Annotated in this window: 12 protein-coding genes, 3 tRNA genes and 3 rRNA genes; 7 read left to right on the top strand and 11 right to left on the bottom strand. The window is 46.2% G+C overall.

Annotated elements, in window-relative coordinates:
• Position 1 precedes the first annotated feature (1 nt).
• Together QUF61_RS04540 and QUF61_RS04545 are read right to left on the bottom strand one after the other, a co-directional pair.
• Positions 2-487: a TlpA family protein disulfide reductase gene (locus QUF61_RS04540; protein WP_103918463.1), complete on the bottom strand. Its 486-nt coding sequence runs from the start codon at positions 485-487 to the stop codon at positions 2-4.
• The gene (locus QUF61_RS04545) at positions 488-658 is read right to left on the bottom strand and encodes a rubredoxin (RefSeq protein ID WP_103921369.1); all 171 of its coding nucleotides are present in this window, start codon (positions 656-658) and stop codon (positions 488-490) included.
• 114 nt (positions 659-772) lie between these two features.
• Between QUF61_RS04545 and QUF61_RS04550 the strand changes: the two genes are divergently transcribed.
• From QUF61_RS04550 to QUF61_RS04580, 7 genes are all read left to right on the top strand, one after another.
• Entirely contained in the window at positions 773-1,945 is a 1,173-nt protein-coding gene (locus QUF61_RS04550) for a hypothetical protein (RefSeq protein WP_289680717.1), read from the top strand.
• Between the two features lie 10 nt (positions 1,946-1,955).
• The gene (locus QUF61_RS04555) at positions 1,956-2,183 is read left to right on the top strand and encodes a PDDEXK family nuclease (RefSeq protein ID WP_289680720.1); all 228 of its coding nucleotides are present in this window, start codon (positions 1,956-1,958) and stop codon (positions 2,181-2,183) included.
• Positions 2,184-2,269: 86 nt separating this feature from the next.
• The gene (locus tag QUF61_RS04560; protein ID WP_289680727.1) at positions 2,270-2,725 is read left to right on the top strand and encodes a Uma2 family endonuclease; all 456 of its coding nucleotides are present in this window, start codon (positions 2,270-2,272) and stop codon (positions 2,723-2,725) included.
• Between the two features lie 112 nt (positions 2,726-2,837).
• The gene (purH, locus tag QUF61_RS04565; RefSeq protein ID WP_289680721.1) at positions 2,838-4,397 is read left to right on the top strand and encodes a bifunctional phosphoribosylaminoimidazolecarboxamide formyltransferase/IMP cyclohydrolase; all 1,560 of its coding nucleotides are present in this window, start codon (positions 2,838-2,840) and stop codon (positions 4,395-4,397) included.
• A gap of 481 nt (positions 4,398-4,878) precedes the next feature.
• Positions 4,879-5,835, top strand: a complete 957-nt coding sequence (locus QUF61_RS04570; RefSeq protein ID WP_103921278.1) for an AAA family ATPase — start codon at positions 4,879-4,881, stop codon at positions 5,833-5,835.
• An 11-nt stretch (positions 5,836-5,846) separates the two neighbouring features.
• Positions 5,847-6,755, top strand: a complete 909-nt coding sequence (locus QUF61_RS04575) for a DUF58 domain-containing protein (RefSeq protein WP_103921279.1) — start codon at positions 5,847-5,849, stop codon at positions 6,753-6,755.
• Position 6,756: 1 nt separating this feature from the next.
• Entirely contained in the window at positions 6,757-7,176 is a 420-nt protein-coding gene (locus QUF61_RS04580) for a DUF423 domain-containing protein (RefSeq protein ID WP_286019473.1), read from the top strand.
• 173 nt (positions 7,177-7,349) lie between these two features.
• On the opposite strand, the gene QUF61_RS04585 is transcribed toward QUF61_RS04580, so the two are convergent.
• From QUF61_RS04585 to QUF61_RS04625, 9 genes are all read right to left on the bottom strand, one after another.
• Complete coding sequence (locus QUF61_RS04585) at positions 7,350-8,288, bottom strand: ribose-phosphate diphosphokinase (RefSeq protein WP_103921280.1); 939 nt, start codon at positions 8,286-8,288, stop codon at positions 7,350-7,352.
• A 73-nt stretch (positions 8,289-8,361) separates the two neighbouring features.
• Positions 8,362-8,436 (bottom strand) — tRNA-Gln (locus QUF61_RS04590).
• Between the two features lie 81 nt (positions 8,437-8,517).
• Complete coding sequence (gene ccmI / locus QUF61_RS04595; RefSeq protein WP_289680724.1) at positions 8,518-9,789, bottom strand: c-type cytochrome biogenesis protein CcmI; 1,272 nt, start codon at positions 9,787-9,789, stop codon at positions 8,518-8,520.
• Positions 9,786-10,256, bottom strand: coding sequence for a cytochrome c-type biogenesis protein (locus QUF61_RS04600; protein WP_103921282.1), 471 nt, complete (start codon positions 10,254-10,256; stop codon positions 9,786-9,788). The genes ccmI and QUF61_RS04600 overlap by 4 nt, the downstream gene beginning before the upstream one ends.
• 161 nt (positions 10,257-10,417) lie before the next feature.
• Positions 10,418-10,532 (bottom strand): 5S ribosomal RNA (gene rrf, locus QUF61_RS04605).
• A gap of 147 nt (positions 10,533-10,679) precedes the next feature.
• Positions 10,680-13,559 (bottom strand): 23S ribosomal RNA (locus tag QUF61_RS04610).
• Positions 13,560-13,805: 246 nt separating this feature from the next.
• Positions 13,806-13,881: transfer RNA gene (locus QUF61_RS04615), tRNA-Ala, on the bottom strand.
• Positions 13,882-13,964: 83 nt separating this feature from the next.
• Positions 13,965-14,041 (bottom strand) — tRNA-Ile (locus QUF61_RS04620).
• Between the two features lie 90 nt (positions 14,042-14,131).
• Positions 14,132-15,672 (bottom strand): 16S ribosomal RNA (locus tag QUF61_RS04625).
• Together the 16S, 23S and 5S rRNA genes with 2 tRNA genes alongside form the textbook arrangement of a ribosomal RNA operon.
• Between the last annotated feature and the right edge of the window lie 437 nt (positions 15,673-16,109).

The following is a 16,109-nucleotide window of genomic DNA, read 5'->3' on the forward strand; positions in this document are numbered from 1 at the left end:
GCTATTTCTGTGTTAAAAAATCCAGTTGTTGTAAGCTGATTTCCCCGGAATGTCGCGCCACTATCTCACCTTTGGGATCGATAATATAGGTGGTGGGCAATCCCTGAAATGGAAAATCCTGGCGTAGTTTACGGTAAGTTTGCTTAGATTGCTGCCCTTTGCTGTTGGGAATAATCGGATAATCAATCTCATGGTTTTGTACAAAGTTACTCAGCGCGGTATTTTTAATGCGATCTTCGTTAACGCCTAAAACCACGGCATGCTCACTCATGGCATGAAAATCATTTAGGGTGGGCAGTTCCCGCAGACAAGGTGGACACCAGGTTGCCCAATAGTTTAACACCACCCATTTACCCTGGTAATCAGACAGTTTATGCTGCGTACCCAGTAAATCCTCAAACATTATTTCTTCTACCTGTGCGGCCTGAGAACAGCCACTCAGCCATAACAGGGTGCAACAAAGACCCAGTAAACGTACAGTTTTCATTTAGATTGACACCATTTCAAAATCTTCTTTACCCACGCCGCATTCCGGGCATTTCCAGTCTTCCGGCACATCTTCCCAAAGTGTGCCAGGAGCAATATTATCTTCCGGCCAGCCTTGTGCTTCGTCATAAACCACACCACAAATCACACACATATAGGTTTTAAATTCCATTATAACAGTTCCTTATTTTGATGACTTTCTGCTATCCTTCTGTTTCTCGTCCAGTTTAACATATAGTCAACTTGCCTACCTTTTCAAGGGGCTGAGCCAGGAGCTTATCATTTCATGAGCGCAGATTTTAGAGCCTATAGGATATTAACGCTTATCTGTCTGCTGTGTGCTTTTTCCGCTGAGGTCTTGGCGGAAACAACGCATTTTAATGTAACGGCACAAGCTTTTAAAAACCGTCGCGGCGACTTATCAATTCCAGGAGCGGAAGCTTTGGAATTAAATATCAAGGGGGAAATGGATGCGCGCCATGATACCTTGCGGGTTTACAATATGCGTCAGGGTAAAACGCATAAAGAATTACTCAGAATTAAAGGGCAGCGTGATAAAAAGACCGGAAAATATCGGCTGAATCATCTGCTGCCACTGCAAAAAATACTGCCTACCAGCCAGATCCGCGTTACATTTAACTCTAATAATAAAACCACACAGCATCACTTAAAGGTTTCGATTGAGCGTTTAACGCCCATAAAACGCCTGGCACAGATTCAAAATGAAGTTACTAAGGCGCTGACCGACATTACTCATCAGGGCGCGAGAAAGAGTTATGCTGAAATTCAAAAAAATATTATTATATTTCAGCATTTATCTGAAAAATTACAAGCCAGCCGAAAACTTGATCGCCAGACCCGTAATGAAGTGAGTCAGGCATTGCAAAACCTGGCAAGCAGTTATTTGCGTATCGTCCAACACCGAAATGTGGTACAACCTGCCAATCAGAAACTTGCCGGTGATTTACAAAAACTGCAAAGCCGCACGATTGCTCAGGAAAACCAAATTTATCAGCGTATTGAAGCGGTGGAAAAAGAATTGCTGATTTTACAAAAAAAATTACAGGCTAAAGATGGCAGCAAATCTGATGCAGGCGGCAGCAAAGCGGTATTAGAGGATCTCAGCATCACCCGCGATCAGATTGCGATTAAAGCCAAGCAAAGCCTGGTAAAATCACTGGAAGCACAAACCGCAGTCTGGCAGCAACTCTATCAACATCAGCTTGCGCTGGAAGCACCGCTACAATCTTATTTACAGCATCTGGATTTGTTTTTTGATGCACTGGAAATGAATGCTGAGATTTATCGTGAAATTGCCAATACCATTCAATACGATCCTGCCATTGCCGGGGAAAGTCTCAGTGGTTTATCCAGTCTCAGTCATGTGATTAATCAATTAGAAGCCGATTGGAATACCATTGAGGCGCTTAGAGAGCAAATCAAACGGGTTGGATTCTAAACGGAGGCAGATGATGGCAGAAGCCGCACTAAAACAGGAAGGTCTTACTCCTGAAGACTATTTAAAGGGTGAGCAATACAGCCAGGAACGCCATGAATATATTGATGGTGAAGTACATGCAATGGCAGGGGAAAGCAAGGCGCATAATACAATTACACTGAGGAGCGAGAATTTTATAACTTCAGCAACTTGGCTGGTCTTTTTCTCCATTTTCTGCGTTCCGAAAACAGTTACATAGCTTGCTATGCGCCTGTTTTCACGCCTTGAAAATAAATAAAAATCCTGCGCCCAGTTTCTGTATTTATTTTATCCTCACTCCTGAACATTGCAGCTTTTTTACGCAACTACCTTCGAGGCTCATCTTGTCGCATCTACATGGAAAATGTAAAAACCCAAATCCAGATAGCGCAGAATCTGCGTTATTATTATCCTGATATACAAATCACTTGCCGTGCGGCGGCAAATAATGCGTCAGACGAAACCGAAAATGCCTATTACAAAGACAGGCCCAAATTGATTATTGAGGTGCTATCACCCAGTACAGAACGCCGCGACCGCGCTGAGAAGTTTTATCACTATCAGCAGTTAGACAGTCTGGAAGCCTATGTATTAGTCGCGCAGGATACCCGCCGTATTGAAATTTATCGCCGTAATAACAACTGGGCCTGGGAGTTGTATACGGAAGAAACTACGCAGGTACATTTGCAATCAGTGGAACTTGAATTGCCACTGGATGTGATTTACGAAGATGTAGTTTTTACTGAACATGTCATGCTTTAAAACTGACTCTGGCAAAATTCCATGCAGCAGTTTATGATTCATATTTTCTCATTTCCACTGCACCAGTGTGTGTGCTTCAACGTGGGAATGCCAATTTTTTAAGGGGAAGTCCATGTCGAGTATTTCACGCGCATTAATCAGCGTTTCAGATAAAACCGGGATTGTTGAATTTGCCAGGGCGCTGCAAGCGCAGGGTATCGAAATCCTATCCACTGGTGGTACTGCGCGTTTATTAAGCGAGAATACCATTCCAGTGATTGAAGTTTCAGATTACACCGGGTTTCCTGAAATGATGGAAGGACGGGTTAAAACCCTGCATCCTAAGGTGCATGGTGGCATCTTAGCGCGTCGCGGCGTGGATGAAGCGGTGATGGCGGAACATAATATTCCTCCCATTGATTTAATTGTCGTTAATCTCTACCCATTTGAAGAAACCATTGCCAAACCTGATTGTGACTTAGCCACCGCAATTGAAAATATTGACATTGGCGGCCCCACCATGTTGCGTGCTGCGGCTAAAAATCATGCGGCAGTGACTGTGGTGGTGGACAGCGCGGATTATGAACGGGTATTGGATGCTATTGGCAGCGATCAGGGTGTCAACGAACAAACACGTTTTGAGTTGGCGTTGAAAGTTTTTGAACACACTGCACGTTATGATGGTGCAATTGCCAATTATCTGGGTAAACAACTGGCAAGCAGCGAAGACGGTTTTGCACCGACCATTAATATGCAATTTCGCAAACTGCAAACCATGCGTTATGGTGAGAATCCACACCAGAATGCTGCGTTTTATACCGAACATAAGCCAGCAGAAGCCTGTGTTGCCAATGCACAATTACTGCAAGGTAAAGCACTTTCCTATAATAATGTGGCAGATACGGATGCCGCCCTGGAATGCGTGAAAAGTTTTGACGGAGAACCCGCTTGCGTTATTGTCAAACACGCTAACCCCTGTGGCGTTGCTTTGGGTGAAACCCCGCTGGAAGCCTATGACCGCGCCTTTAAGACCGATCCGACCTCAGCCTTTGGCGGCATTATTGCTTTTAACCGCCCACTGGATGCGGATACCGCAAAAGCCATTATTGAGCGTCAGTTTGTTGAAGTCATTATTGCCCCAGGGATAGAGGACGCTGCAAAACCGGTCTTAGCCAGCAAACCTAATGTACGTGTTTTAGTCTGCGCGCAATGGGGTGTTTCACTGCCGGGACTGGATTTCAAACGGGTCAATGGCGGTTTGCTGGTACAGGACAGAGACCTGGCCAGGGTTAGACAAAATGATCTAAAAGTAGTCACCAAACGTGTACCCAGCGAAGCAGAAATGCGCGATTTATTATTTGCCTGGAAAGTTGCAAAATTTGTCAAATCCAATGCCATTGTTTACTGTAAAGACAAAATGACCATTGGTGTGGGTGCAGGCCAGATGAGCCGGGTTTACAGCGCTAAAATCGCAGGCATTAAAGCCGCTGATGAAAACCTGGAAGTCAAAGGCTCCGTGATGGCCTCCGATGCCTTCTTCCCTTTCCGCGATGGCCTTGACGCTGCCGCTGAAGCAGGTATTACTGCGGTTATTGAACCCGGTGGCTCTATGCGTGATGATGAAGTCATTGCCGCTGCTGATGAACATAATATCGCAATGGTCTTTACCGGCATTCGTCATTTCCGGCATTAATGCTATAAAAAGTAGTTTTTTTCTGACGGCATAGCGGCTATGCCGCTATAACCGCGCCTTGCGCGGTTTGTCGTCTGGAAGATAACGCTCTCAATTTATTTAATTATTCGCTGTCAGCTTGTACCTGTTCACTTCCCCTGGGAACGCTGGCATTCAGCCGCCCGTGCCGACTGCAAGTCGGCGCTCCCAAACCCGTCTATGCTATTGATATAATCGTGCGTACTATCTATGGATACAGACACTAATAGAAAGACCGAATAAGATAACGGCAAAAATTGCACTGTGTTTTATGCCAAAATGTGTAAAATAAAAACTTCAGCGGCTTATCGAAGGCACTTCTGCATCTGAAACCAACGTATTTTTACAAGCCTTTATCTCAACCCCTGCTTCATATATACTCTTTTGAGCTTATAATTTTTCTGTTTATAAACCCATTGCAAACTTATAAACAGCCATTAAAAACAACCAACAGGAATGGGACATGGATGCCACACATCTTGAGCCAGTGCGCAAACATATAGAATCACGAGTTATCGGTCAGAAAGCACTGATTAACAGTTTAATGATTGGTTTACTCAGTGATGGGCATTTGTTGGTTGAAGGAATGCCCGGTCTGGCTAAAACCACCGCTGTCAAAGCCTTGGCTGAATCCATTGAAGGCGATTTTCACCGGGTACAATTTACACCAGACTTGTTACCCTCAGACTTAATCGGTACCGATGTTTATCGTCAGGCCGAAGGGGATTTTGAATTTCGTGCCGGGCCGATATTTCACAATATTCTGCTGGCTGATGAAGTCAACCGCGCACCTGCCAAGGTGCAATCGGCTTTGCTGGAAGCCATGGCGGAACATCAGGTCACGGTAGGCCAGAAAACTTATCCCCTGCCTGCCTTGTTTATGGTACTGGCAACCCAGAACCCGGTCGATCAGGAAGGTACTTATCAATTACCGGAAGCCCAGCTTGACCGCTTTTTAATGCATGTCTGGGTGGATCATCCAAACCATGAGGAAGAGTTGCAAATTATGGCTCTGGATGCCCAGCAACAAAAAGAGCCGCCACGCCCTCCCGCCACCCCCATGTCACAACAGGATTTATTTGAAGCGCGCAAACAAGCGGGCGAAGTCTATATTGATCCCAAATTAAACCGTTATATTGTTGACTTGGTGCTGGCAACCCGTGATCCAGGCAATTATGACAAAGACTTAAAACGCTGGAGTCGTTTTGGAGCCTCTCCCCGCGCCAGTATCGCTTTATCCCGTTGCGCAAAAGTACAGGCATGGCTTGATGGCGACAAATTTGTCACCCCCGACCACATTCAGCGCGTCGCCCCCAATATCATGCGCCACCGCATTATGCTGACCTTTGAAGCCGAAGCCGATGGCATTACCAGCGGTCATTTTATTGAGCGTTTATTACAGGTTGTGGCAATACCTTAGGGGGTTCTTAAATGTTACACCCTGACTTAAATGATCTGCTGGAACTGCGCCATCAGGCGCACTCTCTGGGACTGGCCTCCCACCATCCAGTGAATTCCGTATTATGCGGTTTGTATTCTTCGGTATTCCGGGGGCAGGGCATGGACTTTGAAGAAGTCCGTGAATACCAGCAAGGCGATGAAATCCGCAACATGGACTGGCGCGTGACCGCGCGCACCAATACCCCACACCTCAAAGTATTTCGCGAAGAGCGCCAGCGCAGCGTACTGTTATGCGTAGATATCAGCGCACGTATGCAATTTGGTACCCGTGGCACATTTAAATCCATACAAGCCGCGAAAGCAGCTGCGCTGTTAGGCTGGGCCGCCTCCACTTCCCAGGATCGCGTTGGCGGGGTTTTATATGGTGCAGGCAGTCTGCGTTATTTTCGCCCCAGCCGTGAACACCGCACAGTCTGGCGCATTTTACAAGCCTTAACCCAGGCCAAGGCCAGCGAACGCTCAGAAGATGGTTTAGGACGCGCAATGGATAAGCTCGCCCATGCCGGTCATGGCGGTTCAGTGATTTTGCTGATTGGGGATTTTAATCGTGAAACCACATCACTGGAACAGCGTTTTGCTTATCTGCGCCAACACCATGACCTCGTTGTATTACCCATTGATGACCCGGCAGATCGGGAGATTCCGGCTATGGGACGGGTTTTATTTAAAAACCGTGATGGCGTGCGCCTGGAACTGGATACGGATAGTGAAAGCGGACAGGCGGCTTATCGTGAACAATGGGACAGTCAGCGTAACCACCTGCAAGTCATGTGTCGGCGCTTTGGCATTGATTTGATTCCGCTGTCCACCCAGGAAGATGTGCATTTGACGCTGGTTAAGGGGCTGCGGCGGCGAATGCAACGGATGTTGGTGCGTTAATATGATGAATAAACAATTGGAACAACAAAATATCGTGAAAAAACTATGGATTATTTTGGGCGCATTCAATGCTTTGCTGGCAATATTATTGGGTACTTTTGGCGCACATGGACTTAAACAAAGCATCAGCCCGGAAATGCTGACAGTCTATCAAACCGCTGTGCAATACCAGATGAGCCATGCCCTGGCTTTATTAATGATAGGTGCGGTTGCACATTTTTGGTCAACATCCAGCTGGTTAAAAGCCGCAGGCTGGTTATTAACAACGGGCATTGTATTATTTTCAGGCAGTTTATATCTGCTCAGCATCACCGGGATTAAAAACTTTGGCTGGATTACACCTGTAGGCGGCATTTGTTTTATTTTGGGCTGGATGGCTTTGATACTGGCAACGTGGAAGGCTGATGGACTATCAAATTGAGTTTTATTTTAGCTAAACCCTGTCTACTTTGAAAAAGTCATACCTGCCGGCGCAGGGATGACGTATATGGGAATGAAAAAAACTACAGTTTTCAATTTAGGCGGTTTAACTGTTAACTTTAGTGTTACGTATAGACGCTTTGTAACACTAAAAAACAATTAAGAAATAACGACCTAATCCATAAATAAAGAACTGACTGATTCTTCATTACTAACCCGGCGAATGGTTTCTGCCAGCATTTCCGCAATACAGAGTTGGCGGATGCGATCACAATTCTGCGCTTCAGGTTTTAATGGAATGGTATTGGTCACGACCAACTCATCAAGTTGTGAATTGTTGATATTTTCAACCGCCTTACCAGAAAGTACCGCATGGGTGCAATAGGCTTTAACCATGGTTGCGCCATGTTCTTTCAAAGCATCAGCAGCCTGACACAGGGTGCCAGCCGTATCCACCAAATCGTCAATAATAATACAACTGCGCCCCTTAACATCACCAATAATATTCATAACTTTGGCTACGTTTGGGCGTGGACGGCGTTTATCAATAATGGCCAGATCGGCATCATCTAACTGCTTAGCTAATGCGCGTGCACGCACGACACCACCGACATCGGGGGAAACTACCAGCAAGTTAGGATATTTGTTTTTCCAGATGTCACCTAATAAAATAGGTGAAGCGTAAACATTATCAACCGGTAAATCAAAATAGCCTTGAATCTGATCGGCATGTAAATCGATAGTTAATACTCGATCTGTGCCCACGCTGGCGATCATGTTGGCGACCACTTTTGCAGTGATTGGCACCCGCGCTGAGCGTGGTCTGCGATCCTGACGTGAATATCCCAGATAAGGAATCACCGTAGTAACACGCGCAGCAGAAGCACGACGCACAGCATCCACCATCACCAATAATTCCATTAAATGGGTATTGGTAGGGGCGCAGGTCGGCTGGATGATAAAAACATCCTTACCACGCACATTCTCAAGCAATTCCACCATAATTTCGCCATCACTGAACTTACCGACAGTGGAGCGACCCAATGGCATATTGAGATGTTTGGCAACTGTTTTTGCCAAGGCTGGATTTGAATTACCAGAAAACACGATCATTTTATCTTCGTGCTCATGGTGATTATGACTGACTCTGATTTGACTAAACAATGGAGTAGGTCTAAAAAGTAGGTGGCTGGGGTGGTAGGATTCGAACCTACGGTGCACAGGATCAAAACCTGCTGCCTTACCGCTTGGCTACACCCCAAGAAAGCGCAGCATTCTAGCACAGAGTGTTTCATTATGACAAGTCAAAATTCACATCTGTGCTAAATCTTTTTCAAAAAGTTTAGGGTATCTGCTGGGCTATTTGAATCTGAACGGTTTCTTTATGCTCAGAGGGATTTAATGCGGCACTTTCTCCCAATAAATCACCCGACTGCGATATCGCATTGCCTGATTTAGATATTCTGGCACCAACGACAACTTGCGTAAAACCAGATAACTTCATCGTAGGCATCATGGCCATGCTATCATCCAAGGCCACTGTAACCGGTAAGTCTTTCACCTGCTTTTTAACTGCGGCTAATGGCATTTTAGGGCCTTGAGCAGCACGCGCATAAATAAACACGGTATCTTCCGGAGTGGTTTGAGCTAATAAGGCCGGAGCCAGTCCTGCCTGCACCTGTAATTGTACAGCTAATGTTGTTGCAGCCGGTTTTTCTTCAGTAGCCTGGGCAGGTGCGCTTGCAACCTGTTCTGTCGCCACAACAGGTGCCATGCCCACTTTAGTGCGCACCTCAGATAGCTGGGTTGCTACATTTTGATAAGCATCAGAATCTATGGGCAGCTTGCTTAATAAATGCTCCCAGCTACGCATAGTTGCCGAATAATCCTCTGCTTCAATCGCCGCCCAACCCGATAACCAGAGTGCTTTATGGTGCCCTGCATCCAGTTTTAAAGCTTTATCCAGCCATTGCTTCGGCACTCCAGATAGCTTGTCCCCTTGGGTTAAAGCCAGGATTTCTGCATACTCCACCAAAATATCAGCATTTTGCTCCTGACTCAGCTCCACAGCTTTTGCCAATGCCTTTTCAGCATCATCAAAACGCTCTAATGCGCGATATGTACGCCCCAGCATTTCCCAACCTTTCAGATCATCAGGTTGCTGTTGCATACGTTCTTCAAGTTTTACCAACATTTCTTCCAAAGAAGGCACTTGTTGTTGCGCACTTGCTGGATTGCCTGTGTTGTGGGCCAAGTTTTCCGAGCCATTTTGTTTGGGAAAATGTCCATACTGTGAATAAATACCCAATGCCAATAATGGCAAAAATACAGCCACCACAATAGCGGCCCAATGCCCTCGCGCTTGCGTATTAACAGGAGCCGTATCCTCACTCATATCCTCTAATAAGTTTTTCTCTAACTCTTGCTTAGCCAGCACTAATTGTTCTGGATTGAGATCACTATTTTCTAATTCGACCAAACGCTCATTATAAATCGATAGGTTAGCTTCATTGCGATCAACGGTATGTAAGGTTAAATTTTTCTTCAGTAAAGACGGCAATACAAATGCTAAAGAAACAGCAATAAGTGCAGCAACAATCAGCCAAAAAGTCATACGTCGTCCTTATGTAATAATGTGTTGAGTTTTTCCCGGTCCGTCTGACTGAGTTCAAGATCCGGCTTGCGTTTCGCCTGGTTACGAATGAAATACAGCATAATTAAAAATGCAATCAAAAGTAAAAACCCAGGGCCTAGCCATAATAACCAGGTTGACGGCTTAACCGGAGGCCGGTAAAGTACAAATTCACCATAACGCTCAACCAGAAATGTAGTGATTTCCTGGTTGCTCTGACCCTGGTTAACCATGCCCCGGACTTCATTACGTAAATCCTGAGCCAATGAGGCATCAGAATCTGCCAATGACTGATTTTGGCACACAACACAACGCAACTCTTCAGTCAAAGCTCTAAAGCGCTCTTCTTCCGCTGCATCAGCAAAAGTTTCTACGTTCTTATCAATAGCCATGACCGACCAAGGCATTACAAATAATGATAGGAATAAATAAAACCGGGCTAAATTCATGATCGCCTCATAACATTAGTGAAATACAAGCATTATATACATCATCATCATAGTATATGCGTTTTATTACACAGTTTTAAAGATTGAAAAAGCCACCAAAAAAAGGCAAAAAAAAGCCCCTTCAAGTTCTACCTTGAAGAGGCTTTTTCCTCTGAATTAATCCCTGGCAATGACCTACTTTCACATGGGAGCCCCCACACTATCATCGGCGCTAAGCGGTTTCACTTCCGAGTTCGAGATGGGATCGGGTGGTTCACGCTCGCTATAGTCACCAGGAAAACTGGTTTGCTTTTTGTATGTTTTTTGCATATAGAGACATTGCAGTGCAACGTCTCTACAGCTTTTCATACAAAAAACTTAAAACTGAAAAATATATTTTTGGATATTTGCTTCACTACTCTACCCAAATCATTTGGGTGTTATATGATCAAGCCTCTCGGTTAATTAGTACAGGTTAGCTACACGCATTACTGCGCTTCCACACCCTGCCTATCTACGTCGTAGTCTTCAACGAACCTTACGAGACCTTAAAGGTCTGGGAAATCTTATCTTAGGGCCTGCTTCCCGCTTAGATGCTTTCAGCGGTTATCAGTTCCGTACATAGCTACCCGGCAATGCCACTGGCGTGACAACCGGTACACCAGAGGTACGTCCACTCCGGTCCTCTCGTACTAGGAGCAGCTCCCTTCAAATTTCCAACGCCCACGGCAGATAGGGACCGAACTGTCTCACGACGTTCTAAACCCAGCTCGCGTACCACTTTAAATGGCGAACAGCCATACCCTTGGGACCTACTTCAGCCCCAGGATGTGATGAGCCGACATCGAGGTGCCAAACTCCCCCGTCGATGTGAACTCTTGGGAGGAATCAGCCTGTTATCCCCGGAGTACCTTTTATCCGTTGAGCGATGGCCCTTCCATTCAGAACCACCGGATCACTATGACCTACTTTCGTATCTGCTCGACTTGTCTGTCTCACAGTTAAGCATCCTTGTGCCATTACACTAACCGAACGATTTCCGACCGTCCTTAGGATACCTTCGTGCTCCTCCGTTACTCTTTGGGAGGAGACCGCCCCAGTCAAACTACCCACCATACACTGTCCCTATCCCCGATTAGGGGACCAGGTTAGAACCTCAAACATGTCAGGGTGGTATTTCAAGGTCAGCTCCACCATAACTAGCGTCATGGTTTCATAGCCTCCCACCTATCCTACACAAACAGGCTCAAAGTCCAGTGCAAAGCTGTAGTAAAGGTTCACGGGGTCTTTCCGTCTAGCCGCGGGTACACTGCATCTTAACAGCGATTTCAATTTCACTGAGTCTCTGGTGGAGACAGTGTGGCCATCGTTACGCCATTCGTGCAGGTCGGAACTTACCCGACAAGGAATTTCGCTACCTTAGGACCGTTATAGTTACGGCCGCCGTTTACCGGGGCTTCGATCAAATGCTTCTCCGAAGATAACATCATCAATTAACCTTCCGGCACCGGGCAGGCGTCACACCCTATACGTCATCTTTCGATTTAGCAGAGTGCTGTGTTTTTAGTAAACAGTCGCAGCCACCTAGTCACTGCAACCCCTTTCTGCTCCACAAGTAAATTGCTTCACATAATCGGGGCACACCTTCTCCCGAAGTTACGGTGCTATTTTGCCTAGTTCCTTCACCAGAGTTCTCTCAAGCGCCTTAGGATTCTCTCCCTACCCACCTGTGTCGGTTTGGGGTACGATCACTTAATACCTATGCTTAGAGGCTTTTCCTGGAAGCATGGCATCAATCACTTCGCTCCATAAAGGTGCTCGTCATCAGCTCTCAGCATTGATAACCCGGATTTGCCTAAGTTATCTGCCTACTACCTTGAACCAACTATTCCAACAGTTGGATGATTTAGCCTTCTCCGTCCCCTCATCGCAGTATTAAGTGGTACTGGAATATTAACCAGTTTCCCATCGACTACGCATTTCTGCCTCGCCTTAGGGGTCGACTCACCCTGCGCCGATTAACGTTGCGCAGGAAACCTTGGGTTTTCGGCGTGTGGGTTTTTCACCCACATTGTCGTTACTCATGTCAGCATTCGCACTTCTGATACCTCCAGCAAGCTTTTCAACTCACCTTCGCAGGCGTACAGAACGCTCCTCTACCATGCCTTGCGGCATCCGCAGCTTCGGTATACAGCTTAGCCCCGTTATATCTTCCGCGCAGACCGACTCGACCAGTGAGCTATTACGCTTTCTTTAAAGGGTGGCTGCTTCTAAGCCAACCTCCTGGCTGTCTGGGCCTTTCCACATCGTTTCCCACTGAGCTGTAATTTTGGGACCTTAGCTGGCGGTCTGGGTTGTTTCCCTCTCCACGACGGACGTTAGCACCCGCCGTGTGTCTCCCGTGATTGCACTTCCTGGTATTCGGAGTTTGCATGGGGTTGGTAAGTCGAGATGACCCCCTAGCCCAAACAGTGCTCTACCCCCAGGAGTGAGACACGAGGCGCTACCTCAATAGCTTTCGAGGAGAACCAGCTATCTCCGAGCTTGATTAGCCTTTCACTCCTAGCCACAGGTCATCCCCTCATTTTTCAACATAAGTGGGTTCGGTCCTCCAGTCAGTGTTACCTGACCTTCAACCTGCCCATGGCTAGATCGCTCGGTTTCGGGTCTATTCCCAGCAACTTGACGCCCTATTAAGACTCGGTTTCCCTACGCCTCCCCTATTCGGTTAAGCTTGCTACTGAGATATAAGTCGCTGACCCATTATACAAAAGGTACGCAGTCACACCATAAAGGTGCTCCCACTGCTTGTACGCATACGGTTTCAGGTTCTATTTCACTCCCCTATCAGGGGTTCTTTTCGCCTTTCCCTCACGGTACTGGTTCACTATCGGTCGACAACGAGTATTTAGCCTTGGAGGATGGTCCCCCCATGTTCAGACAGAGTTTCTCGTGCTCCGCCCTACTCGATTTCACTTAAATTGCCTTTTCGTATACGAGACTATCACTCTCTGTGGTGTGACTTTCCAGACACTTCTACTAAGACTATATAAGCTTAAGGGCTGTTCCCATTTCGCTCGCCGCTACTTTGGGAATCTCGGTTGATTTCTTTTCCTCTGGTTACTTAGATGTTTCAGTTCTCCAGGTTCGCTCTAATACCCTATGTATTCAGATATTAGTGACCATTGCTGGCCGGGTTCCCCCATTCGGAAATCCTCGGGTCAAAGCCTGTTTGCTGGCTCGCCGGGGCTTATCGCAAGCTACTACGTCCTTCATCGCCTGTTGTCGCCAAGGCATCCACCGTATGCGCTTATTCACTTGATCATATAACCCCAAATAATCTGAACTCGCTTGGATTTGGCTTTTTATCTTTTAATATTGCATTGTGATAAACCGCTTTTATCTTTGCTTGCTTGATTTTTTAGAGGTTACGTTTTACGCTGTAAAGCGTACAAATATACCCTATATTTTTCAGTTTGTTAAAGAGCTTGAAGTTTCAGACAGTAAATAATTATTTTGTAATTATTTAGTGTGTGATACTTCTAAAAAAACGTTCTGCTTCAGTTTATGTGGTGGAGCCAGGCGGGATCGAACCGCCGACCTCCTGCGTGCAAGGCAGGCGCTCTCCCAGCTGAGCTATGGCCCCTTTTTTAATTATTAATTGTGAATCATAAGCTGTGAATTATTCAGTTAATTCGTCATTTATCATTCTTAATTTATAATTAAGATTGGTGGGTCTGGGTGGATTTGAACCACCGACCTCACCCTTATCAGGGGTGCGCTCTAACCAACTGAGCTACAGACCCTTCTCTAGGAGAGGGTTTGGTCTTGTGAACGTTTCTTTATCTTAGAATTTAAGTAATTTGTGTGAGCACTTGTATTTGGCTAATTTCGTTAAAGGAGGTGATCCAGCCGCAGGTTCCCCTACGGCTACCTTGTTACGACTTCACCCCAGTCATGAATCACAAAGTGGTAAGCGCCCTCCCGAAGGTTAAGCTACCTACTTCTTTTGCAAGCCACTCCCATGGTGTGACGGGCGGTGTGTACAAGGCCCGGGAACGTATTCACCGCAACATTCTGATTTGCGATTACTAGCGATTCCAACTTCATGGAGTCGAGTTGCAGACTCCAATCCGGACTACGAGCAGTTTTATGGGATTAGCTTGACTTCGCAGTCTTGCCACCCTTTGTACTGCCCATTGTAGCACGTGTGTAGCCCTGGTCATAAGGGCCATGATGACTTGACGTCATCCCCACCTTCCTCCGGTTTATCACCGGCAGTCTCCCTGGAGTTCCCACCATTATGTGCTGGCAACCAAGGATAGGGGTTGCGCTCGTTGCGGGACTTAACCCAACATCTCACGACACGAGCTGACGACAGCCATGCAGCACCTGTCTCTCAGTTCCCGAAGGCACCTTTCCATCTCTGGAAAGTTCTGAGGATGTCAAGACCAGGTAAGGTTCTTCGCGTTGCATCGAATTAAACCACATGCTCCACCGCTTGTGCGGGCCCCCGTCAATTCATTTGAGTTTTAACCTTGCGGTCGTACTCCCCAGGCGGAGAACTTATCACGTTAGCTACGCTACTAAAGGATTATATTCCCCCAACAGCTAGTTCTCATCGTTTAGGGCGTGGACTACCAGGGTATCTAATCCTGTTTGCTCCCCACGCTTTCGTACCTCAGCGTCAGTATCAGTCCAGAAAGTCGCCTTCGCCACTGGTGTTCCTTCTAATATCTACGCATTTCACCGCTACACTAGAAATTCCACTTTCCTCTCCTGTACTCTAGTTAATCAGTTTCGAGTGCAATTCCCAGGTTGAGCCCGGGGATTTCACATCCGACTTAATTAACCGCCTACGTACTCTTTACGCCCAGTAATTCCGATTAACGCTTGCACCCTCTGTATTACCGCGGCTGCTGGCACAGAGTTAGCCGGTGCTTCTTGTAAAGGTAACGTCAAGACTTATAGGTATTATCCATAAGCTTTTCCTCCCAATTGAAAGTGCTTTACAACCCGCAGGCCTTCTTCACACACGCGGCATTGCTGCATCAGGGTTTCCCCCATTGTGCAATATTCCCTACTGCTGCCTCCCGTAGGAGTCTGGGCCGTGTCTCAGTCCCAGTGTGGCTGATCGTCCTCTCAGACCAGCTATAGATCGTCGCCTTGGTGAGCTTTTACCTCACCAACTAGCTAATCTAACATAGGCTCATCCATCAGCATGAGGCTTCCGAAGAAGTCCCCCACTTTCTCCCGTAGGACGTATGCGGTATTAGCATGGGTTTCCCCATGTTGTCCCCCACTGTTGGGCAGATTCCTATGTATTACTCACCCGTCCGCCACTCTACTCATACCCGAAGGTATTTTCGCGTTCGACTTGCATGTATTAAGCATGCCGCCAGCGTTCAATCTGAGCCATGATCAAACTCTTCAGTTTTTTTCTTGCACAGTATTAAAGTTAATTAATACTGCTATTCGGCTCGACGCAAATAATCATCATTAAATTGACAGTCATTTGTATCTAGTATTGCTTTTCAGCCTAAATACAAATGCCCACACAAATTACTTAAATTCTGCTTGTTAAAGAACTAGTTACACTCAATTTTAGCAAGCTTCGTAAGCTGCTTCGTGTAACAAGGAGGTGCGTATTATACCGACCTCGTTTTTGTTGTCAAGCTTTATTTTTAATTTGTTTTTTTAGAAATTCTAAAAAAAACTAAAAACAAACTTTTCAACCTCTTACTGCGACACCTTTGTTTTGCTGTCTCTGTAAGAGAGAGGCGCATTATACAGACCCCTTTCTCGTTGTCAACTGCTTTTTTATTTTAATTCAAAACTAAAATTCAAAAACTGTTTTCAACCTCTCTTAAAACA

Origin of the sequence: Candidatus Venteria ishoeyi, from assembly GCF_030378065.1 — a bacterium.
GTDB classification, from domain to species: Bacteria; Pseudomonadota; Gammaproteobacteria; order Beggiatoales; family Beggiatoaceae; genus Venteria; species Venteria ishoeyi.